Below are 22,854 nucleotides of genomic sequence, written 5' to 3' on the forward strand. Positions count from 1 at the left end.
GATCTCCAGATCGCGATATGGTGCTGGTCGAAGCCGGTGGCTTGCGCTTGGTGATTGATCCACCGTGCCCTGCGCGCCACCCGGCAGGGCCTTGGCGCCCGCCGTTGCAGGAGCGATCTCCAGATCGCGATACGGCGCTGACCAAAGCCGGCAGGCTTCTGAGGGTTTGCTGCTGTTCTTTACCCTCGCAGCCGCCGCATGGAATCAAAAAAGCCGGGCAGTGCCCGGCTCTGAGTTCGATGCTTCGGCGGTAGCGGTTTATTCGCTTTCGCAGTCGCCGATGCGTTCGCCGGACATGTTGATGGTCATCTGCATGGCGCCCATCGGGGTTTCCATATTGCCCTGGACGGTGCCGCTGGCGGTGGTGCCGTTGAACTGCATCTCGGCGTCCATGGTCATTTGCGTGCCGTCGGGCTGGGCGCAGGTCATCGAGTAGTCCATGCCGTCGCTGCGCACGTCCTTGTGGGTAACGTCGCATTCATCGACATCGTCCAGAAAAGCGTCGCCTTCGGCAATGTCTTCAGCCGTGATGCATTCTTCGCTGGACTGGTTCTGATCGGGAATCGGCATGTCGCCGGAGAAGGTCATGTGGTTGTCGTATTTCCACAGGCCAGGCTCGATGTTGGGCGTTTCCGCCACGGCGGCGGTGATCAGTCCAAGCGCCAGGGCGGCGGTAAGCGTGCGTGCAATCATGTGTCACTCCTCGTGGTTGGGGGATCCGGGTCGGGCCCGGCATTTTTAATCGACATGTAGTGAAATAACGCAATCGGCCAGGCAGTCATGCCAGTCTGCGTGGTTATGGAGCGGCATTGTACCGCGCTGCCCTGAGCGGCGGCTGAATCGCCTGCTGCCCGAGCTCAGGGCTTTTCGGGCCAGTCGTGCTTGGGATAGCGCCCGCGCATGTCCTTGCGCACCTGCGGGTAGGCGTTGTCCCAGAAGCTTGCCAGATCGGCGGTGACCGCCAGCGGCCGCCCGGCCGGCGAGAGCAGGTGGAGCTGGATCGGCACCCGACCGCGGGCCACGGCGGGGGTGCGGCGGCAGCCGAACATGGCCTGCAGCTTGATGCGCAGCACCGGTGGATTCTCCGTGCAGTAGTCCAGCCGGGCGCGTTGCCCGGTGGGCAGGTCGAAACGGGTGGGTGCCAGTGTCTTCAGCTCGCGTGAGCGTTCGTGGCCAAGCCGGTTCGACAGCGCCGCGACCAGGTCGAGGGAAGCCAGGTCGCGCCAGTGGCTCATGCCCGCCAGCCAGGGTGCCAGCCAGTCGTCGAGCGTTGCCGTCAGCGTGTCGTCGTCGAGCGCCGGCCAGTCGTCGGGCCACAGCGAGTGCAGCAGGGCAACGCGGGCCTGCAATTGCCGGGCGGCTGGCGTCCAGGGCAGCGCCTCGAGGCCCTTGCGCCGAACCGCGTCGAGCAGCCCGGCCTGCAGTGCTTCGGGTCCGGGGCGGTCAAGCTCGGTCGATTCCAGCACCAGCGCACCCAGGCGTCGTTCGCGCCGGGCGACGACGGTGCCGCGGCGCTCGTCCCAGTCGGCCGTCTCGTGCTCCCGGATGCGGTGTGCGAGCACCGCTTCAAGTTCATCTCGACTGAGCGCCGCGGCCAGGTAGACCCGCGCCTCGCGCGCCTGACCGTCGAGATCGCAGGCAACGATGAATTCGTTGCCGGCCAGCGGATCAGCGGCGTCGACGAAAGCACCGCGGCCGTTGGCGAGCAGGAATCGGCCCCGCTGCCCGCCGCGGGCCTGGCCGACGCGGTCGGGCCAGGCGGTGGCAAGCAGGGCGCCGATGCCCGCGGTCGCGCTCTTGTCGTCGCCGCGCCCGTCGGCCAGGCGGTCAGCCGTCTTCGAAACCTGCGCCAGCAGGCCGCCGGATCGCGGCCCGGCCCGGCGCAGCCGCGCCAGGCGCAGGGCCATGTCGGCCTCGCCGAAGCCGCCGATATCGCGCTCGCCCAGCAGCGCGGCCAGTTCGGCCGCCGTCCGGGCCCGGCCCAGCCGGCGGCCGGCCAGCACCATATGCGCCAGCCGCGGGTGCGTGCCCAGGGCGAGCATGGCGCGGCCGTCGGCGGTGATGCGCCCGGCCTCGTCGAGGGCCTGAAGTGCCTGCAGCAGCTCGATGGCCTGCTCGCGGGCCGCCGCTGGTGGCGGATCCAGCCAGTCGAGCTCGCCGGGATCGGCAACGCCCCACTGCGCCAGCTCGAGCATCAGCGGCGCCAGATCGGCGGAGAGAATTTCCGGCGCGCTCTGCGGCTGCAGGCGCGCCTGTTCGGCCTCGGTCCAAAGGCGGTAGCAGCAGCCCGGCTCCAGACGGCCGGCGCGCCCGCGCCGCTGCTCGGCCGAGGCTTTCGATACGCGCTCGGTCACCAGCCGGGTCATGCCGCTGTTGGGGTCGAAGCGTGCCTGCCGCTGCCAGCCGGCGTCGACGACCACGCGAATACCCTCGATGGTCAGGCTCGACTCGGCAATGGCGCTGGCGAGCACGATCTTGCGCCGGCTGGCAGCGGCCGGGCGGATGGCCGCGTCCTGCGCGGCTGCGCTGAGCTGGCCGTGCAGCAGATGCAGTTCTGCATCGTCGGGCAGGCGGCCTTCCAGCCGCTCGGCCACCCGGCGCATCTCGCGCATGCCCGGCAGGAATACCAGCACCGAGCCGGGTTCGCTGTCGAGCGCCTCGAGCACCACGGCGGCAGCGTGCGCCTCCATCCGGCGCTGTCGCAGGGCCGGACGGTAGCGCACATCAACCGGGTAGCTGCGGCCTTCGGCGGTGACCACCGGGCAGTCGTCGAGCAGGGCCGACAGGCGCTCGGTATCGAGCGTGGCCGACATCACGATCACGCGCAGGTCTTCGCGCAGGGCCTGCTGCGACTCGCGCACCAGCGCCAGGCCCAGATCGGCCTGCAGTGAGCGCTCGTGAAATTCGTCGAAGATGACCGCGGCGCAGTTCGCCAGTTCCGGGTCGGACTGGATCATGCGCGCGAGGATGCCTTCGGTGACCACCTCGATGCGGGTTTCAGTCGATATGCGGGTATCCAGGCGGGTGCGGTAGCCAACCGTTTGCCCGACCCGCTCGCCAAGCTGACCGGCCATGAAGCGCGCCGCCGAGCGTGCCGCCAGCCGCCTGGGTTCAAGCATGACAATGCGCCGCCCCTGCCGCCAGCCGGCCTCCAGCAGGGCCATCGGTACCCGCGTGGTCTTGCCGCTGCCGGTCGGCGCCTGCAGCACCGCCGTGGGGTGGTTCTCGAGCGCGTCGAGCAGCTCCGGAAGAGCAGCGTCTACCGGGAGCAAATCACTCCTTCCACTTGATGTTGCACCCGATCGAGGGCTTCTGGTCTTCGGTGATCGGCAGACCGGCCAGCAGGGCATCCAGCGCGGCGCGCACGTCGCGGCCGGTCACCGGCCTGTCGTTGCCAGGACGCGAGTCGTCGAGCTGGCCGCGGTAAACCAGGTGGCGATCGCCGTCGAAGATGTAGAAGTCCGGCGTGCAGGCGGCGTCGAATGCCCGCGCCGTGTCCTGGGGCTGGTCGTACAGGTAGGGGAAGGGAAACTCCCTTGCGCGGGCCAGCTCGGCCATCCGCTCGGGCCGATCCTGCGGGTAGCCGGTCACGTCGTTGCTGCTGATCGCGACCATGCCGACCTGCTTTGGATCGTAATCGTTGCCCAGGCGAACCAGCTCGTCGAGCACGTGCCGGACGAAGGGGCAGTGATTGCAGATGAACATCACCAGGGTGGCGCGCTGCCCGGCGATGTCGTCGAGGCCCAGTGTCTTGCCGCTGACCGTGTCGGGCAGTTTGAAATCGGGCGCTGGCGTGCCCAGCGGGAGCATGGTCGACTCGATTCGGGCCATGGGCGTTCTCGCTACGTTGATGGATGGTTTCGCCGCGGGGCCAACCCCCGCTGGCTGCATCAGTCTACAACGTCAGGCCGCAGGGCTGTCGGGTTGGCGATCACTCGGCACGACGCTCTGTTGTTGCCGGATGCGCTGGCCGAAGCGCCCGGCGCGGTTGAGCGCGATGCGCAGCGGCAGGGGCAGGGCCTCGATCGGCAGGCGGTCGAGCAGGTTGCGGGTGGTCAGGCCGATGGCGGTATCGCCGGTGACCTCGAGCCGGCGCTGAAAGAACAGCGTGTCGGGGTCTTCCAGGCGGGCGATCAGCAGCAGGAATTCCAGCGCGCGGCCGCGGATGCTGGCATCGGCGCTCTCGCGGCCGGAGACGGTCTGCAGGCGCTTATCGCCGGCGGTAACCACCCAGCGCAGGTCCATGTCTTCGATCTCGACGGCCAGGCGCCGTCCGGCCAGGTAGTCGAATTCACCGTCGGCGATGAGCTCAGCCAGCAGATGGTTGAGCGCGCGCTCGAGCAGGCGGCGCTCCACCGGCGGCGGGCACAGCCGCAGCGGCAGCGCCATCAGCTGCGGTGGCGGCATGCGGCGCGCCATTGCGTCCAGTGGATGGGCGGTGGCAGAACGAAGGCTCACGGCGGGTTCTCCAGATGTCGTGCGTGGATGCCGGACCGTCGGGCGGGGTCCGCCCGACGGCCGCGGGCGGTCTGCGGTGTCCTCAGTCGTCGAGCGTACGAATGTAGGCGACGACGTTGTCGAGGTCCTCTTCGCTCAGCGCGTGGCCGAAGGCCGTCATGATCGGCGACAGGCCAACGGCGGCGCCGCCGTCCTTGATGACGGTGTGCAGATGCTCGTCATCGACCGAGGCCTGCCATTCGGCGTCGCTCATGTCGCGCGGCGAGGGATTGAGCGCGGCTGATGCCGGGCCATCGCCCTGTCCGCTCGGGCCGTGGCAGGTGGCGCAGAGCTGCTTGAACTTTGCTTCACCGGCTTCGGCGTCGGCGGCCAGCGACGAGTGGGCCAGCAGGGCGCCGGCGGAAAAAACGATTGCAGTCAACAGAACACGCATTTTTGACTCTCCTGTGGGTCTTGGTTGTTGCGTCGGCTTATTCTAGGGCCGATCGTTCCGCTTGCGCTGAATCAAAGCTGAATCAGCCACAAAGATGGATTCATTATACCGCTATGAGAGGCAGCCGGAAGGCCCTGGCAGCGATGCACCCGGCCGCGCGCTGACCGCTCAGCATCTATACTGTCGCTCGGGCTGATGCACCGCAGTGCCCGCCACAAGAACAGAATGACACACAGCATGAATCTGATCGAAAGACATCATCAGCGTCGCGTCGGCATCTGGCTGCTTATCTGCTGCCTGGTGCTGTTTTCCCTGATCATGCTCGGCGGCGCCACGCGCCTGACCGGTTCGGGGCTGTCGATGGTCGAGTGGCAGCCGGTAACCGGCGTTCTGCCGCCCACCGGCGAGGCCACCTGGATGCGCGAGTTCGACGCCTACCGGGCCAGCCCGGAGTATCAGAAGGTCAACCGCGGCATGTCGCTTGACGAGTTCAAGGTGATCTACTGGTTCGAGTTCGGCCACCGCATGCTGGCGCGTTCGCTCGGCCTGGTCTTTGCCCTGCCGCTGGCCTGGTTTTTCTGGCGCGGCTGGATTCCGCGGCGCCTGCGCTGGCCGCTGATCGGCATCCTTGGTCTGGGGGCGCTGCAGGGCTGGATGGGCTGGTTCATGGTGCAAAGCGGGCTGGTCGACATCCCGCGCGTCAGCCCCTACCGCCTGGCCGCCCATCTGAGCCTGGCGATGCTCATTTTCTCGCTGATGTTCCGCCTGGCGCTGGGCCTGCTGATGCCGGCGGTGCACCGGCCGCATCCGCTGCGGCGCTGGACCATCGCCCTGCTGTTCATGGTCCCGCTGACGGTGTTCGTTGGCGCCTTTGTCGCCGGCCTGCACGCCGGCCTTGTCTACAACGATTTTCCCTTCATGGCCGGGCGGCTGGTCCCCGAAGGCATCCTGGGGCTGGAACCATGGTGGCGCAACTTCTTCGAGAACACCGCCACCGTGCAGTTCATGCACCGGCTGCTGGCGCTGTCGACGCTGGCGGTGGTGCTGGCGGCGTGGCTGCGCCAGCGTGGGCGGGCACCGGATGCCGGCAGCCGGCGCGCGTTTCACATTCTGCTGGTGGTCGTGGGCGTGCAGGTGGCGCTGGGAATCACCACGCTGATGCTCTATGTGCCGGTGGTTCTGGGCACGCTCCATCAGGGCGTGGCGGTGCTGGTACTGGCGGCGCTGATTGCTGCCGATTATCGCGTCAGCCACGCGCCGCAGCCGGTGCATTCGGGCCGTCTGGCGCCGGCGCCGGGCTGAGGCGAGTCAGACCGTCAGCGTGCCGCGGGCGGCCTGCTCGAGCCGCGCCGCGTCCCTGATCGTGATGTAGCGTGCGTCCATGTCCAGCGCGCCCTCCTGCTGCAGAGCCGCCAGGCTTCTCGACAGGGTTTCGGGCTGCACTGCCAGCAGCCCGGCAATGTGCTTCTTGCTCGCCTCCAGGCGAAAGCTTGTCGGCTCGCCGCGGTCGCGATACTGGTCCAGCAGATAATGGGCCACGCGCAGATGGGCGTTCTGCAGCGCCAGCGATTCGATCTGGTTGATCTTTTCGTGCATGCGCCGGCTCAGCGTGCCCAGCAGGCGGAAGCAGGCCTGCGGATCGTTGTTCAGGGTCTCGACCAGGTCGTCGGCATCGAACCCGATCAGCTCGCTGGGTTTGAGGGCGGCACAGTGCACGGGGTAGACCCGCTTGGACATGAACAAGGTGGCCTCGGCGAAGCTGCGCCCCGGATTGATGATGGCGATGATCTTCTCCTGGCCCGATTCCGACAGGCGGTAGAGCTTGAGCTGGCCGCGCCGGCACAGCCAGATCCGGCGGGCCGGGTCGCCGTGGTGAAACAGATGCTCGTTGCGCTCGACGGTCACGATGCGGGCCTTGTCCAGAACGCGCCCGGACTCGGCCTCGTTGAGGCCGGCCAGCAGCGCAAACTGCTGCAGCTCGTCGACGCCGGGCTGTTGGGTCTTGCTCATGGCAGGATGCTCTTGTACGGCCCGTCGGGCGAGCCGATATTGACGTATAGTGAGTAAAGCAGCATCTGTCATGCCTCTTATTGATCACGATCAAAGATCGGTCGGGCCAAGTTCGGCCGCCCCATGAATCCGGAAACAATGCACTCGAGAACAGTGAACTGACGAGCAATGAACGACAAACAACAAGATGAAGCCGAGCTGATCGACTGGCTCAGCCCGCTGTTTCTCGGCGCCTACGCCGAAAACAACGAGCTGTTCGAAAAGGTTCTGGTGGAGCTGCTGCGCGACCATGTCTACTGGCGCCGCAACATCCACCCCGAAGACCGGCCGCAGATTCCCGTGCTGGCCAACACCGGTCCGGAGTACCGGCGCTTTGTCGGCCGCATGAAAAGCGAACTCCATGGCCTGACCGCGCGGCTGAAGAACTCCGCGCCGTTCTTCAACCCGCGCTACATCGGCCACATGGCCTCGGACCTGCTGCTGCCCGGCCTGATCGCCCAGCTGGTCACGACGCTCTACAACCCGAACAACGTCACCGACGAGTCCTCGCCGGTAACCCTGCCGCTGGAGCTCGACTTGGGCCGGCAGCTCGCTGCCATGTTCGGCTACAACACCGACCCCGAAGTCGAGCCCTGCGCCTGGGGCCACGCCACCTCCGGCGGCACCATCGCCAACGACGAGGCGCTGTGGTACTTCCGCGCCGTGCGCTACTGGCCGCTGGCGGCCGCCCGGGCGATGCGCGAGGCGGGTTTCGATCCCGGCGAGTTGCCAGGCGGGCCGAGCGACTTCCTTCAGGCCAGCGCGCCCGAGCTGTTCAACCTGTCGATCGACCGCGTCATCCGGCTCCGCCGCGATCTGCTGGCCGCCGTTGACCGCAAGCTCGATCAGCGCGCCGCGCGTGATCTTGCCGAAGCCATCGAGAACGAGCGCGTCGAGTCCCTCGGCATGGCCGAGTTTCACCTGCGCCACCCGGAGCTGGGCACGCCGGTGGTGCTGGTGCCGGATACCGCGCATTACTCCTGGGAAAAGGCGCTCAAGCTGCTCGGCCTGGGCAGCGCCCAGCTGGTGCCCGTGGCCGTCAACGAGCGCATGCGCCTGGACGCCGACGCGCTCGACGACAAGCTAGCGGCCCTGCACGAGAGCAAGCGCCCGGTGCTGGCGGCAATCGGCATTCTCGGCACTACCGAGTTCGGCTCGATCGACCCGGTCCACGAGATCGTCGCTGCGCGTCAGCGCTGGCGCCGCCGCGGGCTGGATTTCGCCATCCACATCGACGCGGCCTGGGGCGGATATCTGGCCAGCATGTTCCGCCACCCCGACGGCACCCTGATCGACCGCGACGACATGCGGCGCGACTTTCACTACTTTCCCACGCCCCGCGTCTATCAGGCCTTCGCGGCGCTGCGCCACGCCGACTCGATCACCGTCGACCCGCACAAGCTGGGCTATGTGCCCTTCGGCTGCGGCGCCTACGTGGCACGCGACCGCGGCATGACCGACTTCATCAGTCAGAAGGCCGCCTACGTGTTCGACGAATCCGAAGCCACCGCCGATTCGGAATACGAGCGCCGCTTCCGCAACCTGGGTCAGTACATTCTCGAAGGCTCCAAGCCCGGTGCGGTAGCCGCCGGTGCCTGGCTGAGCCATCGCGTGCTGCCGCTCGATGCCGAGCACATGGGCCGGCTGTGCGGTGAGACCATTCGCAACTGCGAATACTTCTTCCGCCACATCGACCGGCTGCGCGACGAGCTCGCCGGCATTGCGCGGGTGGTGCTGCCTTTCGTGCCCGACACCAACCTGGTGTGCCTGGCCATCAACCCCGCCGGCAATCGCTCGCTGGCGAAAATGAACGCCTTCGGCCGCCGCCTCTACGCTCACCTGGACGTCGGCGAGGAGATCGACATCCGCACGCGCGAGTTCTTCGGTTCACGCACGCTGGTCCAGCGCAGCAAGCTCAGCAGCCAGGCCGCCGAACACATCATGACCGAGCTCGATCTGGACCCCGCCAGCTTTACCGAGGCGCCGGACGACTCCGGCGACCAGGCCGACAGCATCTTCCTGCTGCGCCACACGCTGATGAACCCCTGGCTTTCCGGCCGCGACGAAGGCCTGAACTATCTCGATCGCTACAGCCGCTATCTCGCCGCGCTGGTCAAGCGTGAGCTGGCCGATGCCGATGTCGGATAGCCGGTGAATACTACCCCGATGAAACTGCAAGGAGTCTTGACATGAAAAGCGCGATTCACGGCTTTACCCTGCTGATCCTGACGCTGGCGCTGTGCATGCCGGCAGCCGCCGAGAAGGCCGACCACGAACACGAGCACGACCAGGCGCATGATCATCAGGCGATGCAGACCGGCGCCGATCTTGATCTCGAGCGCCCTGAAACCGGCCAGTGGGCCACGGACGCATCGCTGCGCCAGGGCATGGCCGGCATCAGAGACGCCTTCGAGCCGGCCCACGATGCCTACCGCAATGACGAGTTCGACGCCGAATCCGCCGCCGAGCTGGCCGCGACCGTCGACGATCAGGTCAACTTCATGTTTGCCAACTGCCGGCTGCCCGCCGATGCCGACGCCGAGCTGCACAAGCTGCTGGCAGCGGCCCTTGGCGCAGCGCGTTCACTGCGAGAATCCGATGATCTGCACGCCGGCCTGCACCGACTGCACGAAGTGCTGCAAGCCTACGCCGAGCACTTCGATCATCCCGGCTGGGCGGCGCGGCGATAGCTCGACAGCAGCACGAACAGCACGCCCAGCGCCAGCATCCACGCGGCTGCGGCCAGCAGCAGTCCGGCCGCGCTGCCGGTCGATAGCAGCCGGGCGACGGTGGCCAGGCTGATCAGACCGGTCATGGTCATGAAAGCGGGGCCGAAGCGGGTCAGCTCATGGCGCAGGCGCAGCAGCCGGGTGCGCAGCATGATGCAGCTCGTCAGCGTGCCCAGGGCGCCGATGGTGATGGCGTGGGTGGCTGCCGGCCGCGCCAGGCCGAGATCGAAACCACGGCTGAGGCCCAGCAGGATCAGGCCCAGCGCCAGCCAGCCATAGCCAACTCCCAGGCAGAGCAGATCGGGCCGCCCACCGCAGCGCCACAGCTGCCAGCGCAGCAGTCGAATGCTGGCCAGCATGCCGGCGGCGATCAGCAGCAGGCCGTGCAGCATGTCCAGCGCCGCGAGTGATCCGATGAATGCGGCAAGCGGCCCGGTCAGCGCAGCGCCGATCATCGTCAGCAGAATGGCACCTTCGATACGCGGCTGCACTCTGGCTTCCATGCTGCCGCCGCTGCGTTCGATAACGCCGGCTGCGGCCGGAGCAATCAGGCGCCCGCCGAAGAACAGCATCAGCATGGCGAACAGCACCACCGCCTCGCCTGCCACCACGTAGAGCGCAAAGCCGCCGCCGCGCGCCAGCACCAGGTGAAAGGCCGCTGCGCAGGCGCAGATGGCCAGCACCAGCGGGCCGGTCAGACGGTTGCGCCACTTCTTGGCCGCCTTCATGAAGCGCGGCGCGGCGGTGGCCGCCACCACGCTGGCAAAACCGATGTTGGCGACCGCGGCCAGCACGCTTTCAGGCACAAACAGAAAAGCCAGGCGGGCACAGAACCACAGCGCGAACAGCAGCCCGAGCCGGGTTCCCGGCACGCGGTTGACCAGAAAGCCGCACACCACCGCCAGCGCGTAGCCAAACAGCAGTTCGTGAGCGTGTCCGGCCGGGCTCTGAAGCCCCGGTGTGGCGGTGATCAGCCCGGTCCAGCCGGCCGCAAACAGCGGCAGGGCCAGCGCGCCGTAGAGCGCGGCCAGGGGAAAGAACCAGGTTTCGGTGATGACGCGCTTGACCACGACCGGATTCGGCCGGCCTGCCGGGATGAACTCTGCCATAATATGTATTCTACATACTTAATCGGCGTCATCGTCTCCGCGATGGCGCCAGTCAATGGGGCGGGCGGCCCGCGTTCGTCCCGGGAGCACGCATCATGGCCCGCCAGTTCAATCCTCGTTTCAAGGCCTGGGAGTGTATCGGCTGCGGTCGCATCGAGGCGCCGCAGCCCTGTCTGGGCATCTGTCAGGATCGCGCCGTAGAGCTGGTGCGCGCTGACGACTATCAAGCGCTGGCGGCAGACAACGCACAAATGCGCGAGCTGATCCTGCGGCTGGCGCGCACCCGCCCGCGCGACGGGCAGTGGGAGGCAGGCTATCGTGCCCTGCAGGCGCGCGCCAACGAACTGCTCGACACCCTCGAGCGCCCCGACGGCGCACCGTCGGTGTCAGAATAGCGCCTGTCAACCGCCAGAAAGAAGAAAAACCCATGGCCATCGAACTTGCACTGGAAGACCTGCTTGCTGCGCACAAGCGTATCAAAGAGCGCATCATTGCCACCCCGCTGACCGCCAGCGAAACCCTGAGCGCCCGCTTGGGTTCTTCGCTGTCACTCAAGCACGAGAACCTGCAGCTGACCGGCTCGTTCAAGTTTCGCGGCGCCAGCAACAAGCTCGCCGAACTGAACCGCCTGAGCACCCCGGTGGCCGGCGTGGTCGCGGCCTCGGCCGGCAATCACGCCCAGGCAGTTGCGCACGCCGCCCGCCGATTCGGCTTGCCCGCCACCGTGGTCATGCCCGAAACCGCGCCGATGACCAAGGTGGTGGCCTGCCGCGAACTGGGCGCGCGCATCGAGCAGATCGGCACCAGCCTGGAAGAGGCGACCGAGCGCGCCCGCGCTCTGGCCGACGAACACAACCTGGTGTTCATTTCGCCTTACGACGATCTCGACATCATTGCCGGTCAGGCCAGCTGCGGCCTGGAAATGCTCGCCGCCATGCCGGAGATGACCACCGCCGTGGTGCCGCTGGGCGGCGGCGGCCTGCTTTCCGGCATTGCCCTGGCGATCAAGCTGCAGCGCCCGGACATCCGGCTGATTGGCGTGCAGGCCGACGCGGTGGCCCCGTGGCGGCATTTTCTGGACGACGGCAGCTTCGAGGCCATTGACCCACAGGCCAGAACCATTGCCGACGGCATCAGCGTCAAGGCCCCCGGCGAGCTGACCCGCCAGGTGATCGCCGAGCACGTCGACGAGATCGTCACCGTCGATGACAATGCCATCGCGCGGGCCATCGTCAGCCTGCTCGAAACCACCCGCACCATTGCCGAGGGCGGCGGCGCGGCGGCTCTGGCCGCCCTGCTCGAAGACCGCATCGAACTCGGCTCCGACGAGCGCGTTGCCTGCGTGGTTTCCGGCGGCAATATCGACATGTCGCTGGTCGGGCGCTCAATCGACTACGGCCTGGCCGCCGGCGGACGCCTGCTGAGCCTGGCGGTGACGCTGCCCGACCGTCCCGGCAACCTGGCCGGCCTGATCGAGCGGGTCGCCAAGCTGGGCATGAACGTCCGCGACGTGCGTCACCGCCGCGGCGAGCTGCACGTGCCCGTCGGGCTGACGGAAATCACTCTGGAGCTGGAAACGCGCGACAGCGCCCATCAGCTCGAGCTCTTCGAGCTGCTTGAAAAGGAAGGCCTGGCGGTACAGGCGCTGACCCATCCGGAGCAAAGCCGCTGACTTGCAGGGCCTGCCGGCAAGGCGTATCGTGGATGCATCAATCCAGACAAGCGCCTGGAGGATGCCGTGGATACCGACAGCTACACGCCCGCCATCTCGTTCGAAAAACTGCTGCGGCTGGCGCGCAAGTACGGCCCTGAAGCGCTGGCCGAGCAGGCGCTGCCCTCCGATCAGGGCAGCCGGCAGCAGGTCGAGCAGGCGGTCTGCCCCTGCGTGCGCGGCGAGCCCTGCGTTGTCGAAGCGGTTGCCGACGAGCTCGAGCGCATGACCCGGGTCTTTCGCCAGCAGCAGCACGAGCTCAAGCCCGACGGGGCCCCGAAAGGCAAGGCGTCGCTGCTCGATGACTCCGTTGACGACGCACCGCCGGACGAGCCATGAACCCGCGCCGTCTGATCATTCGCGACTCATCCGATCGCCCGCTCAACGAGCATCCGCGCCGCTTCCCCGTGCCCGCGAACTTCGGCCTCAACCGCCGCTCGCGCATGCGCGAGGGCAAGTGCTGGCCAAGACCGGCAGACCCCGCCGCGCCGCTGGAGCTGTCGGTCTATCGCTACGATCCCGATCAGGACAGCTCGCCGCGCATCGACACCTATACCGTCGATACCGAGCGCTGCGGGCCGATGCTGCTCGACGCGCTGATCCACATCAAGAACCATATCGACCCGACCCTGACCTTCCGGCGCTCCTGCCGCGAGGGCGTGTGCGGCTCGTGCGCCATGAACATCAACGGCCGCAACTGGCTGGCCTGCACCCAGCCGATCGAAGAGCTCAAGGAGCCGGCGCGCGTCTTTCCGCTCAACAACCTGCCGATCATCAAGGATCTGGTCGGCGACCAGACGCATGCCATCGCGCAGTATCAGAGCATTCGCCCGTGGATACGCACGCAAAGCCCGGCCCCGCCCGACCGCGAACGCCTGCAGTCACCCGAAGACCGCGCCCGGCTCGACGGCTTCTACGAGTGCATCCTGTGCTTCTGCTGCACCTCGGGCTGCCCCAGCCACTGGTGGAACGGCGATCGCTTTCTGGGCCCGGCGACCCTGCTGCAGGCCTGGCGCTGGCTGGCCGACAGCCGCGATGAGGCCACCGGCGAACGCCTCGATGAACTCGAAGACCCCTTCCGGCTGTATCGCTGTCACACCATTCTCAACTGCACCCGCACCTGTCCCAAGGGCCTGGAGCCGGGAACCGCAATCGCCCGAATCAAGCAGGAGTTGCTCAAGAGAAAATTCTGATCGACTTTCCTGATCATGTACGCCGTTCAGCCGGCCCGGGGCTTGTTGTTCTTGAAACTGCAGTTTCGAGAGTCACCGATAAACGTACGTAACCAGGCCAACTCTTGAGGTAATCGACAATGAACAAGCGTCAGGTCAACATTCGTCGCGTCTACGACAAAGCGGAAAAGAACGAAGGCATCCGGGTACTGGTCGATGGCGTCTGGCCGCGCGGCGTGTCCAAGGAAGACGCCGGCCACCATCACTGGTACAAGGAGCTGGCGCCCTCCGACGAGCTGCGCAAGTGGTTCGACCACGACCCCAAGCTGTGGGCCGCCTTCAAGCAGAAATACCGCAAGGAACTGCGCGACGACGACGACAAGCAGGAATTGCTCGAAGAGCTGGCCGAAATGGCCCGCGACCACGGTCTGGTGCTGCTCTATGGCGCGAAGGACGAAGAGCACAACCAGGCGGTCGTGCTGCGCGAAGTCATTCAGGAAATGCTCTGACCGCCAGGCAATTCCTGGCTACGCCTTTCACTCAGCCTGCTCGAGGCTTGCTGCTCTTGATCCCGCAGATTCAGTAAAACAGAACCTTGTAACCACGGAAAACACGGAGAGACACGAAAGGAAGTCTTTTGATCGAACTCCTGAGGTTCATGTTCCGTGTGTTTCCGTGGTTTCCAGAATATGGAAAGCCTGGACTGCGGGTCGGAGCGTGGCTGATTTACATACATAATCAGGTTGGCTTCAATCTGTGGTTTCTTCAACCGCAGCTTCAGGTGACGCCCTACTCGCGCCAGTAGTTATTGGCTGCCGCCACCGTCTGGAAGTACATCGCCACGGTCTGCGAGACGGCGATCAGGTCTTCGGCGTCCTGGCTGTAGCGCGGGCGCTGGTCGAACAACACTTCCTTGTCGGGCTGGGTCGTGACCACGGCGCGCCGGGCCAGCGACACGGCCAGGTCGAAGCCCTCGGCCGGCGTGTCGGTCATCAGGCTCAGGGCGTCGGCGCCGTCGGAAGACTTGTCCTCGTCGGCGAAGACCGGCGCGGCCACCAGCGCCAGGGCGGCGATCAGTGCAATCAGGGTGCGTTGCATGCTGCTTCTCCTTATTTCGTGCCGAAAGTCGGATCAGCTTATCATGCAGGGTGAATGAATCAATCAGCCGACGCGGGCGGCCGACGGCCGGCCGCCCGCACGAGGTTCACTGCGACATGTTCGGGTGCGGACTCGACAGCAGTTTGATGTCGATATCCTCGCGCAGCCAGCGGCCGCCGACCGGACCCCGATCGGTCAGGTCCAGGCGCATGATGCGATTGTTCGCATCGGCCTCCATGCGCTGGCTGTTGATCTGCAAATCGAGCGTGCCGGCCGACTGGGTGGTGGTCTCCACCGGCTCGCAGGTGCGGCAGAACCCGGTCACGTGCAGCATGTCGATCTCGATCCCGGCACCCACCGAGCCGTAGGGCAGGGTGTAGTCGGCACCGGCGGTGCCGATCGACCAGGTCGGCTCGCCGGCATCATCGTAGTAATAGACCACGGTGTTGATGATCGGGCGCGGGCCGTAGTTACGCGTCATCACGCTCAGGCCCCAGCCGGAGTCCTCGGGATCGGCGGCATACCACGAGCCCGAGCCTTCTTCGGGGAAGGCCGGCTCGCGGCCGAACATCAGCGGCTCCAGGCACCAGGTGCCCGACCCGTCGGGCAGGTCGAACTCCAGCACCGCAAACAGCCACTTGGAGTTGCCATCAGGGTGGTACTGGCGGCGCTCGGCGCAGGCCGGATGATCGATGGCCGGGTCGAGGTTGAGGCGGACCGTGCCCGAGCGGCCGGGGTTGGCCTGGGCCTTCGGGTGGCGCCCCTCATCCCAGGTGACATAGTCCAGCCCGGCCTCGAGGACCATGCGGTCGTCCAGCTCGCCGGTGGCGATGTACCACTCGGGGTTACCGTCGGAGTCATAGGTGTAAAAATGCAGGAAGTGCTGCATCGAGCCGTCGGCGCGCTCGACGCGCCGAAAGTCCAGGCCGTGGCCGGAGCGCTCCGGGTCGTACCAGTGCCGCGGCAGGCGCCGGTCCTGGATCGACCAAGTGCCCCGGGCGTAGCCGAGATCGAGCAGAATGTCTCGGGCGATGCCGATCTCTTCCTGGGGGGCCCAGATGACCGAGGAAGTACGCATGAAGTCCTTGTTTGGCTCCCACTGCGCGAGCTCGTCACCGTCCTTGCGCATCAGGTGGAATGAGAAGAGGTTTGCGTTAGTTGAATTGGTCGGGTCGTCCAGGCGCGGACCCGGCTCGGCGGTGTGCCGCCAGGGGTTGTGCTCGCTCGGGCTGGCGATCGGACCGTAGAAGTGCTGCCGCGTGCCGGTCCGGAACCACTCGCCGTCGCGCTGCGCCAGGATGTCGTACGGCCGGTCCAGCCAGGGCCGCGGCGGCTCGAACGAGGCGAGGTAGGCCTGGGATTTGGTCGGCCAGCTGAAGCCCAGGACGTGCATCACCTCGTGCTTGATCAGGGCCGTGATGTTGGGCCGTCTGGGCTTGCTCCAGTCCTTGAGGTTCTTGTCCCAGCGCCACCAGGTACCGGCCCGCGATCCGCTGGTGAGCTCAAAATCACGCAGGATCGAGATGTAGCCGGTCACCGCGCTGACCTGGCCGGGATCGGTGATCAGCGCCTCGTTGGGCTGCTGGACCTGGCCACACGCGCCGACTGCCCCGCCCCCATTCCGGGCGCGGCAGGCGTCGGTGCCGGCCTCACGCTCCCAGACGGTCAGCGGGACCGAGTAGAGGTGGCGGGTGTGTTTGGTGAAGCCGCCGCCGAGGGGGCCGGAGTTGGGCCCGCGCGCGCGCAGGCGCCCCGGCGCCGGGGTCTCGGGCTCGATGAATCCGCGATCGATCCAGCTGGAGGCAAAGCCCGCCCCCCGCAGGTTGTCTTCGAAGGTCGTGGCCAGAATCCGGATGGGCAGAAAACCGTCGAAGTCGAGGTGGTCGAGCAGCTCCTCGGTGGCCTGAAACAGAATCCAGCGCATCGCCTCGCCCTGGGTCGTGCCGGGATTGTCGCCGTCGGGCTCGCGCGGAGTCGGGTCGAAAAAACCGACCTGCTGCGCCTCCTCTTCGGCGTCGTAGTACAGCCGGACCGCCAGCGGGGGGGCGATAGGTCGAGCCGCTGAAATACACCCGCACCGTCCCGCTGATCGACCAGGATTGGAGCTGGCCGATGGCGACGTGCCAGGACTTGCCGGCCGGCGCCGGGTCCATGTCGCGCGTGATTAAGAGGTAGTGATCAATCCCGAGCTCTCTGGCGTTCTCGCTGCGGTAGGCGGCCTGGTTGATAGCGTGAACATCGATCGGCTTGCGGTCGAACGGGCCCTCCGGTTGCGGAAAGCTGCCCTCGACGAACGGGTTATGGGGGCGCAGGTACAGGCCGGCCGGCCCCTGCTTATCCAGCGGCTCGTCGGGGATGAACTCGACGAGCATCTTCCGGGCCCAGTCCGGGGCCTGAAAGCTCAGCGCCTGGACCAGGCGGCTGTGCCGGCTGCCCCAGTCCCTCGGGATGTCGACGTGGACTTCATGGCGCAAATGTCCCTGCTCGCGAACCAGGTCGATGGGATTGATGTAGTCGGCCGGGACCAACCCAGCCTCTGGATCCTCGGGCCGGGGATGGCCCTCGCGCTGCAGGCGGCTGGCGGATTTCGCCAGCGGTGCGGGCTGTGAGCGGGGGCGCGGCATGGGCTTGAGCCGACCTTCGGCCTGCAGCTGGGCCAGCCGATCGCGCATTCGGGTATCGCGGTCGGCACCAGCCTCGCAGCGCAGCGGCCCGGCATCAATGGCCAGCGGGCAGCCGAGCGCGGTGTAATCGCCGGCATGGGCCTGCATGGACAGCAGCAGCCAGGCGCCGGCCGCCAGAAAAACGGGGTTAAGGGTCTTCAGGATCTTGCGGGTCATGTTCTCCCTCGTGACACATTCCGGCGGCCCGTCCTCCCGGTCGGGCCGATCAAGGCGTGGCTCACCCGGTGTGCGTACCGGCAGAGGCGGCACGCACACCGGGCGGGCGCGAATGCGAAGGAAGGTATGACGGGGCTCTGGCTAGCGGTTGGCTGTCGCAACGATGGTGATGACAACATCCGGGCGACTGTCGGTCCGGACCCCCTTTACCTGCTTCGCCATCGGGTTCAAAGCTACGCCGCGGGCGGCCGGGGTGTCAAGCGCGGGCATCATTTCGACCGGGCAGGCGCGGGTGCCGCCTCCCTGGCGCGGGAAGCAGGCGCAACGTCCGGCTGGTTGCACTCAGGCCGATTGGCTCTGCTCTTCGCGCACGCGCTGCTGGGCGCGGCGGAAGGCGTTTTCGATCTCGGCGTTGTCGAACAACGGCATCGGCTGTTCGGGATCGGGGTCACGCAATGTGTAGACGGCGCCGCAGTATGCGCACATCTCGCGCCCGGAGCGGTGAACCGGTATATAGACGCGCGGGTGGGCGTTCCAGACCTTCATTGCGGGCGTGGGGCACGACAGCGGCAGGTCTTCCCAGCCGACTTCATACTCCTGCTGTTGGCAGGCGGGCCCGAGCTCACCTTCCTTGCGCTTGGCGACCATGGGGGTTGTCTCCGCGGTGGTTACATGACAAACCGTACATGATACCGGCTTGCGCAGGCTCATGGTGAAGGGCGGCGGCTTTTTCGTTTCTGATCGGGATCAAGCCCGCCAGCCGCCGCTGCGTGCTACGGTCGGGTGCACGGCATCCCCGGGATGAACACCAGAGGAGTTGCAAGCGACATGACCATCGATGTGGCCATCGTTGGCGCCGGGCCGGCCGGGCTGTGCCTGGCGCGCGCGCTCGACGGGCTGGGGCTCGACATTCGCCTGTTCGACGGCGCGTCGGAAGACAACCTGGCCGAACCGGCCGAGGACGGGCGCGAGATTGCGCTCACCCACGCCTCGCAGGCGCTGCTCGAGCGCATCGACATCTGGCAACGGCTGGACGCCGCCACCCTCAGTGAGTTGCGCGACGCGGCCGTGTTCGACGGCGAATCGCCGCGGCCGATGCGCATCAGCCACGCCGACGGCGGCAGCGACCGGCTGGGCACTCTGGTGGCCAACCACCGCATCAGAAAAGCGGCCTGGGAGGCGGTGGCCGCGCAGCAAGGCGCCAGGGTCGAGGCCGGGGTCAGGGTCGAGGGCACGGCGCTCACGGCGACGGGACGCCGCCTCGAGCTGTCCGACGGCCGTTCGGTCGAGGCCGGCCTGGTGATCGCGGCCGATTCACGCTTTTCGAGCCTGCGCCGCGCGGCCGGCATCGGCGCGCGCATGCGCGATTTCGGCTGCAGCATGCTGCTGGCCCACGTCACCCTCGAGCGCGATCACGAAAACGTCGCCTGGGAGTGGTTCGGCTACGACCGCACCCTGGCGATGCTGCCACTCGTCGGCCGCCGGGCCTCGGCGGTGATTACCCTGCCGCACGAGCAGGCCGGCCGCCTGGCTGAATGCGACGAGGCCGACTACAACCGCGAAGTCACCGCCATGTACCGGCATCGCCTCGGCGAGATGCGTCTCGACAGCCGTCGCCACCTCTATCCGCTAGTCGGCGTGTGGCCCGACCGGACGGTCGCCGAGCGCCTGGCGCTGGTCGGCGACGCCGCGGTGGGCATGCACCCGGTGACCGCGCACGGCTTCAATCTGGGTCTCAAGGGCGTCGAGATCCTGTCTCAGGCGATGCACTCGGCCGCCGGGCGCGGTCTGCCGGTTTCCGATCGCTCGGTGCTGGCCGCCTATCAGCGCCGGCACCGGATGGCCAGCCTGCCGCTGTATCTGGCCACCGCCACGGTGGTGGGGCTGTACACCAATGATCACCTGCCCGCGCGCGTGCTGCGCCGCTCGGTGCTGCGGGTGGCCAACCGCATCGCGCCCTTCCGTCAGGCCGTGGCCGGGCAGCTGACCGGCCGCGGTGTCTTGCCTGGGGCTTGATAGGCTTCAAGCCCTCGAAACCGCAGATGGCGCAGATTTCAAGAAAGTCAGAACCTTGTAACCACGGAAGGCACCGAATACACGGAAACTGAACCCGAGAGATCTGTCGAAAGAGTGGTTTCCCGGTTCTGGCGAGCCCGGCCCGCCATCAACCGGATCAGACCTGCGCAATCTGCGGTTGCAGAAACTCGACGCTGAACCTGCCTTCAGTCCGAATCGGCCGGGCGGGCGCGGATGCGCTCGTTGCCGGAGATCAGCAGCAGGCGGCCTTCGTTGTCCAGTTCAAAGCCGTGAACCGCATCCAGCAGCTCGAACAGGCGCTGATCGAGCGCCATCAGTTCGTCGGCGCAGGCCATCAGGGTCGCGCCGGGGCGCTCGATGCTCAGGCGCTCGGGCGTGAGCTTGTAGTCGGCGAACCACGAGTTGCAGGCGCCGCGGCCGCTGATTCGACCTTCGCCGTCGAATGCCAGCGTCATGCGCGCCTCCTCGCCGGGCTGCATCTCGCCCACCTGCTCGATCACCCAGTCGCCGACGAGCAGGCTTTCGGGCTCGCCGCCGCAGCCGGTCAGGCGCCGGCCGGGCACCCGGGCGCTCACCTGCCAGGGATGCGGCATGCCGGTGGCGCTGTCGCGGCATGCGGTCTGGTGGAAGGTGGCGGTGATCACGCCGTTCTCGCCGGCGGCGCGGATGCGCTCGCCCTGTTTCAGGCCCTGGCGATCGATCAGCGGTGCCGTGATGCGGGACTCGCCGTAGTCGTAGTCGAGCGTTGCGCGATCGTCGGTCAGCTCGAGCAGCCAGCCCGGCTCGTTGCCGCGCGCCTCGTTGGGCAGATCGAGCGTTGGCCGGTCGCCGGCGGTCAGCGCGTCGTCGAAAGCAAACAGCCTGACTCGGCCCAGGTCGATGCGCGTCGATTGCGGGTCGAGCAGCACCGGGCCGCTGTCGCGCAAAAATTCTTCGTCAGCGCTTACGCTGGCGCGCAGCTCGTGCAGGTGGTTGTTGCCCGGCGTGCGTTCAAAGCTCAGGCCGAGCGGAAAGGGCACCTGGCCGCCGTCGAGCTGCTGGTGGTATTCGGCAATGGTGGCCATGCCTTCCGGCGTAATTTCGTGAACCTGCATATGCAGCACGGCCTCAGGGGGCAGGGCGATGCGCTCGGGATAGAACAGCTGCCCGGCCACGGCGGTGGTCACCTTCTGCTCTTCGCCGTCGGCGGGTTCGTCTCCGCCTTGCGGGCGCAGGTTGAAGGTGCAGGCTGACAGCAGCAGCGCGGCGGCTGCGACGCCGGCCTGCTTCAGTGGCGCTTGTTTCAGGAATCCTTTGTTCACGGGCTTCTCCGGGTGCAATGCGATAAAGCTTACCGCTATCGACCCGTGCCCCGTGTGAGGGTTCCGTCGTGGGCGTGCCCGGCGGTTCAGGTCCGGCGGCTCAGCGCTCCAGGTACTCGAGCTTGCCCGGCACGTCTTCCCACTCCTCGGCGTCTTCGGGGGCGGGCTTCATTTCCGTGATCACCGGCCACTGTGGCGACAGCTCTGCGTTGATTTCGAGAAAGTGTCGCTGGTCGGCCGGCAGATCGTCTTCGGGATAGATGGCGTCGACCGGGCATTCTGGCTCGCACAGGGTGCAATCGATGCATTCTTCGGGGTCAATGACCAGAAAGTTGGGGCCCTCGTGAAAGCAGTCCACGGGGCAGACCTCCACGCAATCGGTGTATTTGCACTTGATGCAGTTTTCGGTCACAACGAAGGTCATGGCTTGTCCACCTTGGCTTACAGCACGCTGGAATCTGAAGTAAAGGATAACATGCATATTTGATGCATGTATGCTTTCTGGGATAATGCCGGCATGACAGTCCAGCGCTTTTCGGAAAACCTCGCGCGCTTGCGAAACCTGCTTGGCGCGGCCGGGGTGATCAGCGACACCGCGGATCTGGCCGAGCGCAGCGGCGAGCCGCGCGGACGTTACCACGACCTGCCGCTGGCCATGCTGCGCCCGGCCTCTACCCAGCAGGTGGCCGCTGCGGTGAGCCTCTGCCGCGAAGCCGGCCTGACGATCGTGCCGCGCGGCGGCAACACCGGCCTGGTGGGCGGTCAGTGCGCGCGCGGCACCGGGGCAGAGGTGGTGCTCAGCCTGGAGCGCATGCGCCAGATACGCAGCGTCGACGCCGAGGGCGCCAGCCTGGTGGCCGAGGCCGGCTGCCCGCTGGCGACGGTGCAGCAGGCCGCTGCTGGTGCCGGGCTGGTGTTTCCCATGAGCCTGGCCTCGGAGGGCAGCGCCACCATTGGCGGCAATGTCGCCACCAATGCCGGTGGGCATCTGACCATCCGTTACGGCAACATGCGCCGGCAGGTACTGGGCCTGGAGGTGGTGCTGGCCGACGGCCGCGTGCTGGACGGCCTCAAGGGTCTGCGCAAGGACAACAGCGGCTACGACCTGAATCAGCTGTTCATCGGCAGCGAAGGCACGCTGGGCATCGTTACCGCAGCTTCCCTGGGCCTGGTCGCCACGCCGCGCCAGAGCATGACCGCCCTGATCGGCGCGCCCGATCTGGCGTCCACGCTGACGCTGCTGCGGCTGCTCCGGCACCATCTGGGCGAGACGGTTTCGGCACTGGAACTGATGCCGCGCCTGGCGCTGGATTTCGTGCTCGACTATCTCCCCGACGCGCACGATCCGCTGGTAAGGGCCCACCCCTGGTATCTGCTGCTGCAGGCCGACACGGCGGTGGCCGGCGACTGGCTCGGCGATGCCTGCGTGCAAGCCCTCGAGCGCGCCCGCGACGAAGGCGTGGCCACCGACGCGGTGGTGGCCGCCAACGATATCCGCGCCGGTGAATTGTGGCGCCTGCGCGAGGCAATCTCGCCGGCGCAGAAGCTCGGCGGCGCCAGCCTCAAGCACGATATTTCGGTTCCTGTGGCCGCCATCCCGGGCTTTGTCGAAGACACCTGCCGTGCCCTGGCCGAACGCGTGCCGGGTATCCGCCCCTGCGTGTTCGGGCACGTTGGCGACGGCAATCTGCACTTCAATCTGAGCCCGCCGGAGAACATGAGTGCTGATGCCTTTCGCGCCCTGGAGCCCGACTGCAACCGCATCGTGTTCGACGCCGGAACGTGTCAACATATTCCCAACACATCGGCGACGATTTCTATGTAACAACCTCGGGCAGCTCGGCGCTGACCGGTGTTGGTGAGACTTCGAACGCACCTGGTGTGCCGAGTAACTCCGTTGCGGTCTGACCATCGTCG

At 66.9% G+C, this 22,854-nt stretch carries 23 protein-coding genes; 11 read left to right on the plus strand and 12 right to left on the minus strand.

Annotated elements, in window-relative coordinates; genetic code table 11:
- Positions 1-258 precede the first annotated feature (258 nt).
- The 5 genes from ACEWQ0_RS04995 to ACEWQ0_RS05015 form a co-directional block, all read right to left on the minus strand.
- Positions 259-693 carry a DUF3617 domain-containing protein gene (locus ACEWQ0_RS04995; RefSeq protein ID WP_476484705.1) on the minus strand — a complete coding sequence of 145 codons (435 nt, stop codon included), beginning with the start codon at positions 691-693 and terminating at the stop codon, positions 259-261.
- Positions 694-857: 164 nt separating this feature from the next.
- On the minus strand, positions 858-3,272 hold the full coding sequence (gene hrpB / locus ACEWQ0_RS05000) for an ATP-dependent helicase HrpB (RefSeq protein WP_476484706.1): 2,415 nt from the start codon (positions 3,270-3,272) through the stop codon (positions 858-860).
- Between the two features lies 1 nt (position 3,273).
- The gene (locus ACEWQ0_RS05005) at positions 3,274-3,831 is read right to left on the minus strand and encodes a thioredoxin family protein (RefSeq protein ID WP_476484707.1); all 558 of its coding nucleotides are present in this window, start codon (positions 3,829-3,831) and stop codon (positions 3,274-3,276) included.
- A gap of 72 nt (positions 3,832-3,903) precedes the next feature.
- A complete protein-coding gene (gene ubiT, locus ACEWQ0_RS05010; protein WP_476482018.1) occupies positions 3,904-4,458 on the minus strand; it encodes a ubiquinone anaerobic biosynthesis accessory factor UbiT in 555 nt (184 codons plus the stop codon).
- An 82-nt stretch (positions 4,459-4,540) separates the two neighbouring features.
- The gene (locus ACEWQ0_RS05015; protein WP_476482019.1) at positions 4,541-4,891 is read right to left on the minus strand and encodes a c-type cytochrome; all 351 of its coding nucleotides are present in this window, start codon (positions 4,889-4,891) and stop codon (positions 4,541-4,543) included.
- Positions 4,892-5,128: 237 nt separating this feature from the next.
- Between ACEWQ0_RS05015 and ACEWQ0_RS05020 the strand changes: the two genes are divergently transcribed.
- Complete coding sequence (locus ACEWQ0_RS05020; protein WP_476484708.1) at positions 5,129-6,193, plus strand: COX15/CtaA family protein; 1,065 nt, start codon at positions 5,129-5,131, stop codon at positions 6,191-6,193.
- Positions 6,194-6,199: 6 nt separating this feature from the next.
- On the opposite strand, the gene ACEWQ0_RS05025 is transcribed toward ACEWQ0_RS05020, so the two are convergent.
- A complete protein-coding gene (locus ACEWQ0_RS05025; protein ID WP_476484709.1) occupies positions 6,200-6,901 on the minus strand; it encodes a Crp/Fnr family transcriptional regulator in 702 nt (233 codons plus the stop codon).
- 168 nt (positions 6,902-7,069) lie between these two features.
- Here ACEWQ0_RS05025 and ACEWQ0_RS05030 point away from each other — a divergent pair, with 168 nt between their 5' ends.
- Positions 7,070-9,088: a pyridoxal phosphate-dependent decarboxylase family protein gene (locus ACEWQ0_RS05030; protein WP_476484710.1), complete on the plus strand. Its 2,019-nt coding sequence runs from the start codon at positions 7,070-7,072 to the stop codon at positions 9,086-9,088.
- 41 nt (positions 9,089-9,129) lie between these two features.
- Entirely contained in the window at positions 9,130-9,630 is a 501-nt protein-coding gene (locus ACEWQ0_RS05035; protein WP_476484711.1) for a hypothetical protein, read from the plus strand.
- Here ACEWQ0_RS05035 and ACEWQ0_RS05040 read toward each other — a convergent pair.
- A complete protein-coding gene (locus ACEWQ0_RS05040; protein ID WP_476484712.1) occupies positions 9,603-10,778 on the minus strand; it encodes an NnrS family protein in 1,176 nt (391 codons plus the stop codon). The genes ACEWQ0_RS05035 and ACEWQ0_RS05040 overlap by 28 nt on opposite strands.
- Positions 10,779-10,873: 95 nt before the next feature.
- On the opposite strand from ACEWQ0_RS05040, the gene ACEWQ0_RS05045 reads away from it, so the two are divergent.
- The 5 genes from ACEWQ0_RS05045 (at position 10,874) to ACEWQ0_RS05065 (ending at position 14,170) form a co-directional block, all read left to right on the plus strand.
- Positions 10,874-11,173: a hypothetical protein gene (locus ACEWQ0_RS05045; protein ID WP_476482025.1), complete on the plus strand. Its 300-nt coding sequence runs from the start codon at positions 10,874-10,876 to the stop codon at positions 11,171-11,173.
- 32 nt (positions 11,174-11,205) lie between these two features.
- A complete protein-coding gene (ilvA, locus tag ACEWQ0_RS05050; RefSeq protein WP_476484713.1) occupies positions 11,206-12,450 on the plus strand; it encodes a threonine ammonia-lyase in 1,245 nt (414 codons plus the stop codon).
- Positions 12,451-12,516: 66 nt separating this feature from the next.
- Positions 12,517-12,828: a hypothetical protein gene (locus tag ACEWQ0_RS05055; protein WP_476484714.1), complete on the plus strand. Its 312-nt coding sequence runs from the start codon at positions 12,517-12,519 to the stop codon at positions 12,826-12,828.
- 104 nt (positions 12,829-12,932) lie between these two features.
- On the plus strand, positions 12,933-13,682 hold the full coding sequence (locus tag ACEWQ0_RS05060) for a succinate dehydrogenase iron-sulfur subunit (protein WP_476484721.1): 750 nt from the start codon (positions 12,933-12,935) through the stop codon (positions 13,680-13,682).
- Positions 13,683-13,801: 119 nt separating this feature from the next.
- Positions 13,802-14,170, plus strand: a complete 369-nt coding sequence (locus ACEWQ0_RS05065) for a DUF488 domain-containing protein (RefSeq protein WP_476484715.1) — start codon at positions 13,802-13,804, stop codon at positions 14,168-14,170.
- A gap of 280 nt (positions 14,171-14,450) precedes the next feature.
- On the opposite strand, the gene ACEWQ0_RS05070 is transcribed toward ACEWQ0_RS05065, so the two are convergent.
- Together ACEWQ0_RS05070 and ACEWQ0_RS05075 are read right to left on the minus strand one after the other, a co-directional pair.
- Positions 14,451-14,759 carry a hexameric tyrosine-coordinated heme protein gene (locus tag ACEWQ0_RS05070; RefSeq protein WP_476482029.1) on the minus strand — a complete coding sequence of 103 codons (309 nt, stop codon included), beginning with the start codon at positions 14,757-14,759 and terminating at the stop codon, positions 14,451-14,453.
- Positions 14,760-14,865: 106 nt separating this feature from the next.
- Positions 14,866-16,683 carry a hypothetical protein gene (locus ACEWQ0_RS05075; protein ID WP_476484716.1) on the minus strand — a complete coding sequence of 606 codons (1,818 nt, stop codon included), beginning with the start codon at positions 16,681-16,683 and terminating at the stop codon, positions 14,866-14,868.
- A gap of 250 nt (positions 16,684-16,933) precedes the next feature.
- Here ACEWQ0_RS05075 and ACEWQ0_RS05080 point away from each other — a divergent pair, with 250 nt between their 5' ends.
- Positions 16,934-17,368, plus strand: coding sequence for a hypothetical protein (locus ACEWQ0_RS05080; RefSeq protein ID WP_476484717.1), 435 nt, complete (start codon positions 16,934-16,936; stop codon positions 17,366-17,368).
- A 573-nt stretch (positions 17,369-17,941) separates the two neighbouring features.
- Here ACEWQ0_RS05080 and ACEWQ0_RS05085 read toward each other — a convergent pair.
- A complete protein-coding gene (locus ACEWQ0_RS05085) occupies positions 17,942-18,247 on the minus strand; it encodes a zinc-finger domain-containing protein (RefSeq protein ID WP_476482031.1) in 306 nt (101 codons plus the stop codon).
- A gap of 153 nt (positions 18,248-18,400) precedes the next feature.
- Here ACEWQ0_RS05085 and ubiM point away from each other — a divergent pair, with 153 nt between their 5' ends.
- The gene (gene ubiM, locus ACEWQ0_RS05090) at positions 18,401-19,615 is read left to right on the plus strand and encodes a 5-demethoxyubiquinol-8 5-hydroxylase UbiM (protein WP_476484718.1); all 1,215 of its coding nucleotides are present in this window, start codon (positions 18,401-18,403) and stop codon (positions 19,613-19,615) included.
- A 206-nt stretch (positions 19,616-19,821) separates the two neighbouring features.
- Here the strand turns inward: ubiM and ACEWQ0_RS05095 are convergent, their stop codons facing one another.
- Both ACEWQ0_RS05095 and fdxA read right to left on the minus strand, forming a co-directional pair.
- A complete protein-coding gene (locus ACEWQ0_RS05095) occupies positions 19,822-20,937 on the minus strand; it encodes an META domain-containing protein (protein WP_476484719.1) in 1,116 nt (371 codons plus the stop codon).
- A 100-nt stretch (positions 20,938-21,037) separates the two neighbouring features.
- Positions 21,038-21,361 carry a ferredoxin FdxA gene (gene fdxA, locus ACEWQ0_RS05100; protein WP_476482034.1) on the minus strand — a complete coding sequence of 108 codons (324 nt, stop codon included), beginning with the start codon at positions 21,359-21,361 and terminating at the stop codon, positions 21,038-21,040.
- Positions 21,362-21,454: 93 nt separating this feature from the next.
- Here fdxA and ACEWQ0_RS05105 point away from each other — a divergent pair, with 93 nt between their 5' ends.
- Complete coding sequence (locus tag ACEWQ0_RS05105; protein WP_476484720.1) at positions 21,455-22,762, plus strand: FAD-binding oxidoreductase; 1,308 nt, start codon at positions 21,455-21,457, stop codon at positions 22,760-22,762.
- Positions 22,763-22,854 lie beyond the last annotated feature (92 nt).

This window comes from Wenzhouxiangella sp. YN9, from assembly GCF_056324165.1.

Bases quoted from the DNA above. Each gene is read 5' to 3' on its own strand.
- ACEWQ0_RS05045 (WP_476482025.1), top strand. From the start codon at position 10,874: ATGGCCCGCCAGTTCAATCCTCGTTTCAAGGCCTGGGAGTGTATCGGC.
- ACEWQ0_RS05030 (WP_476484710.1), top strand. From the start codon at position 7,070: ATGAACGACAAACAACAAGATGAAGCCGAGCTGATCGACTGGCTCAGC.
- ilvA (WP_476484713.1), top strand. From the start codon at position 11,206: ATGGCCATCGAACTTGCACTGGAAGACCTGCTTGCTGCGCACAAGCGT.
- ACEWQ0_RS05060 (WP_476484721.1), top strand. From the start codon at position 12,933: ATGCGCGAGGGCAAGTGCTGGCCAAGACCGGCAGACCCCGCCGCGCCG.
- ACEWQ0_RS05035 (WP_476484711.1), top strand. From the start codon at position 9,130: ATGAAAAGCGCGATTCACGGCTTTACCCTGCTGATCCTGACGCTGGCG.
- ACEWQ0_RS05105 (WP_476484720.1), top strand. From the start codon at position 21,455: ATGACAGTCCAGCGCTTTTCGGAAAACCTCGCGCGCTTGCGAAACCTG.
- ACEWQ0_RS05005 (WP_476484707.1), bottom strand. From the start codon at position 3,831: ATGGCCCGAATCGAGTCGACCATGCTCCCGCTGGGCACGCCAGCGCCC.
- ACEWQ0_RS05075 (WP_476484716.1), bottom strand. From the start codon at position 16,683: ATGCGCTGGATTCTGTTTCAGGCCACCGAGGAGCTGCTCGACCACCTC.
- ACEWQ0_RS05025 (WP_476484709.1), bottom strand. From the start codon at position 6,901: ATGAGCAAGACCCAACAGCCCGGCGTCGACGAGCTGCAGCAGTTTGCG.
- ACEWQ0_RS05085 (WP_476482031.1), bottom strand. From the start codon at position 18,247: ATGGTCGCCAAGCGCAAGGAAGGTGAGCTCGGGCCCGCCTGCCAACAG.
- ACEWQ0_RS05065 (WP_476484715.1), top strand. From the start codon at position 13,802: ATGAACAAGCGTCAGGTCAACATTCGTCGCGTCTACGACAAAGCGGAA.
- ACEWQ0_RS05070 (WP_476482029.1), bottom strand. From the start codon at position 14,759: ATGCAACGCACCCTGATTGCACTGATCGCCGCCCTGGCGCTGGTGGCC.
- fdxA (WP_476482034.1), bottom strand. From the start codon at position 21,361: ATGACCTTCGTTGTGACCGAAAACTGCATCAAGTGCAAATACACCGAT.
- ACEWQ0_RS05015 (WP_476482019.1), bottom strand. From the start codon at position 4,891: ATGCGTGTTCTGTTGACTGCAATCGTTTTTTCCGCCGGCGCCCTGCTG.
- ACEWQ0_RS05040 (WP_476484712.1), bottom strand. From the start codon at position 10,778: ATGGCAGAGTTCATCCCGGCAGGCCGGCCGAATCCGGTCGTGGTCAAG.
- ACEWQ0_RS05020 (WP_476484708.1), top strand. From the start codon at position 5,129: ATGAATCTGATCGAAAGACATCATCAGCGTCGCGTCGGCATCTGGCTG.
- ACEWQ0_RS04995 (WP_476484705.1), bottom strand. From the start codon at position 693: ATGATTGCACGCACGCTTACCGCCGCCCTGGCGCTTGGACTGATCACC.
- ubiM (WP_476484718.1), top strand. From the start codon at position 18,401: ATGAACACCAGAGGAGTTGCAAGCGACATGACCATCGATGTGGCCATC.